Source organism: Candidatus Sulfotelmatobacter sp. (assembly GCA_035498555.1).
GTDB lineage: Bacteria > Eisenbacteria > RBG-16-71-46 > RBG-16-71-46 > RBG-16-71-46 > DATKAB01.
In genome coordinates this window covers 1-2,741 of sequence record DATKAB010000141.1, presented here as the reverse complement: position 1 = coordinate 2,741, position 2,741 = coordinate 1, and the positions used below count along the sequence as shown (strand labels likewise).

The following is a 2,741-nucleotide window of genomic DNA, read 5'->3' as shown; positions in this document are numbered from 1 at the left end:
TCAGATCGAGGTCCCAGGCATGGCGATCGTCGATGCCGCGGGCGGCGAGGAAGCTGCGGACGAACCCGAAGATCGGCTCGAGGGAGCCGAAGTCGCGGGGGAAGTCCTGCTCCAGCATGAGCGGAGGATAGGGCCGAGGTGTGGGCCGGGCCAAGCCTTCTGTTCGCCCCAGGGCGCGAACTCAGCCGCGTTTCGTGAGAAACACGTGATTCGCCCGCCGGCCGTGGACGCTCTTCGAGCACTGGTAGCCCAGCGCCGGGAGGTCAAGTCTCTCGAAGAGACTCTCCCCGCGTCCCATGAGCATCGGGCTCACCGCCAGGTGGAGCTCGTCGATCAGCCCGGCCTCGAGGTACTGCCGGACGGTGGCGACCCCGCCGCCGATTCGCACGTCTCGGCCGCCGGCCGCGGCCCTGGCCTGAGCGAGCGCCGAACGAATCCCGTCGGTCACGAAACGGAATTCCGTTCCGCCCTTCATCACGATCGGCGCGCGCGCGTGGTGCGTGAGCACGAACACCGGCGTGTGGTACGGCGGCTCCTCGCCCCACCAGCCCTTCCATTGCTCGTCGGGCCAGGGCCCTCGGATCGGGCCGAACATGTTGCGTCCGAGGATCCATGCGCCGATGCTTTCGAAGCTGCGAACCGCCATGTCGTTGTCCACGCCTTCTTCGCCGCCCTCGAGGCCGTGTTCCCGGCACCAGTAGCGCGTGTGAAAGACCCAGTCCATGATCTCCATCCCGCGCTCGCCGAGCGGGTGCTCGAGACTCTGGTCCGGCCCGGCAGCGAACCCATCGATCGAGACTCCGAAACAGCAGACGCGAAGTTCGGACATGGATGTTCTCCGAATGAGTCCGGTGGGTTCCCGATGGCCGCGCAGTCTAGCCGTCCGCGAGGCAGCGAGCACGCTATGATGCGCCTCGCCCCATGAGCCGACCCGACCTGTTTGGCGATCGCGCCGACGACTACGCGCGCGTCCGGCCCGCATACCCCGAGGCGCTGTTCGATCACCTCGAGCGGCTGGTCGAGCGGCGCGAGCGCGCCTGGGACTGCGGCGCGGGAAGTGGCCAGGCCTCGCTCAGCCTGGCTCGCCGGTTCCGCGAAGTGCTGGCCACCGATTCGAGCGTGCGCCAGCTGGCGCGCTCGAGCTTCGCGCGCGGCCTGCATCGGGTGGCCGCGGCCGCCGAGGCGGCACCGTTTCGCGATCGCTGCATGGATCTGGTCACCGTGTCGGCGGCGATCCACTGGTTCGATCGCCCGCGCTTCTATTCCGAAGTGCGGCGCGTCGCACGCCCGGGCGCGATTCTCGCCGTCTGGTCGTACTATGCCTCGCGAATCGCGCCGGCGGTGGACCAACTCGTGATCCGATTCGCGAACGAAGTGGTCGGCGACTTCTGGCCGCCGGGATTCGAGGTCAATCGCCAGGAATACCGCGATCTCGATTTTCCCTTCGAGCGACTGCCGTGGCCGCGCCTCGAAGCGGAGGGGCGCATGCAACTCGGAGATCTGCTCGACTACATGCGCACCTGGTCGGCAAGCCAGGCCTGGGTGAAGCGTCGCGGTGGCGATCCGGTCGAGATCGTCCGTGCCGATCTTGCACGCGCGTGGGGCGATCCCGGCCTCGAGCGAGCCGTCCGCTGGCCGCTCCACGGCGCGATCGGCCTCGTGAGCTGAGTGGCGGTGGCGCTCAGCGCGCCGAGTTCATCCGCGCGAAGATCGGCTGGAACACGTCCTGGCCGGCCTGGCTCAGGCCTTCGGTGAAGCCGAAGGTCACGGTGGTTCTTCCGGCCGCGAGCTGATCGAACACCGCCTCGATAAAATCCGCCACGGGCGGAGCGTGATCGTGCAGTCCCTTGCCGCCGAGATCGGTGTTGAGTGCCGGCGGAATCAGCTCGACGACCTCGATGCCGCGCCCCCTCACCAGCTCGCGGAGCGACAGCGTGTACGAGTGCAGAAACGCCTTGGTCGCCGAGTAGACCGGCACCTTCGCGAGCGGTACGAACCCGAGTCCCGACGTGACGTTGACGATCGTCGCGAGCGCCGCGAGCGCGAGGAATAAGCTGGCGAGGTGAATCGGGGCCTCGACGTTGATCGCGATCTCGTCGTGCGCCCGCTCGGCGAAGCGCTCGTCGGTGGGCGCCATCCAGTTCTGGGTGCCGGCGTTGTTCACCAGCACGCTTAGATCCGGATGCTCGGCGGCGACCCAGCGATAGAGCTCGACCCGCCCGGCGCTTGCCGACAGATCGCATTCGCGCGTGACGAGACCCGGCACGCGCTCGGCCGCGGCGCGCAGCGCCTCGGGCCGCCGCCCGCAAGCGATCACGCGATTGTTCTCGCGCGCGAAGCGCTCCGCGAGCCCCAGGCCGATGCCCGAGGCGCCGCCGGTGATCAGGATCTTGTTGCCGGTGAGCTTCATGATTCGTGCGCGCTCCGCGGGTGACGGTGAACGGCCCTGGAGCTGGAGTCTAACGCACGAGCTCGAAGTCGGGGGGGCTCAGCAAAGCCCGGTCGCCCCCGAGGCAATCTCCTTCAGGAAATCGGCCGCCGCGCGCACTCGGGGGTCGCGGCGGAATTCGGGGTGGGTGATGAGCCACGCGTCGTGCTCGGCGACCGGCTCGGAGACCTCGACGAGATCTTCGCATTCTCTCGCGACGAAGCGAGGCAGAACGGCGAAACCTGCACCCGCCTGGGCCGCCGCCAGCAGTGCGTGCGTGCTGTTGGTCTCGAGCGCCACGCGAGCGCCGGCG

The 2,741-nt window shown here is 68.6% G+C and carries 4 protein-coding genes; 1 reads left to right on the top strand and 3 read right to left on the bottom strand.

From position 1 onward, the window contains the following. Positions 1-181 precede the first annotated feature (181 nt). The gene (locus tag VMJ70_12085; protein HTO91862.1) at positions 182-829 is read right to left on the bottom strand and encodes a dihydrofolate reductase family protein; all 648 of its coding nucleotides are present in this window, start codon (positions 827-829) and stop codon (positions 182-184) included. Between the two features lie 92 nt (positions 830-921). Here VMJ70_12085 and VMJ70_12080 point away from each other — a divergent pair, with 92 nt between their 5' ends. Then, positions 922-1,668, top strand: coding sequence for a class I SAM-dependent methyltransferase (locus VMJ70_12080; GenBank protein HTO91861.1), 747 nt, complete (start codon positions 922-924; stop codon positions 1,666-1,668). A 13-nt stretch (positions 1,669-1,681) separates the two neighbouring features. On the opposite strand, the gene VMJ70_12075 is transcribed toward VMJ70_12080, so the two are convergent. Both VMJ70_12075 and VMJ70_12070 read right to left on the bottom strand, forming a co-directional pair. Beyond that, positions 1,682-2,410: an SDR family NAD(P)-dependent oxidoreductase gene (locus tag VMJ70_12075; protein HTO91860.1), complete on the bottom strand. Its 729-nt coding sequence runs from the start codon at positions 2,408-2,410 to the stop codon at positions 1,682-1,684. 78 nt (positions 2,411-2,488) lie between these two features. Continuing rightward, positions 2,489-2,741 (bottom strand): LysR substrate-binding domain-containing protein (locus VMJ70_12070; protein ID HTO91859.1); only part of this gene is annotated, 253 nt, incomplete at its 5' end.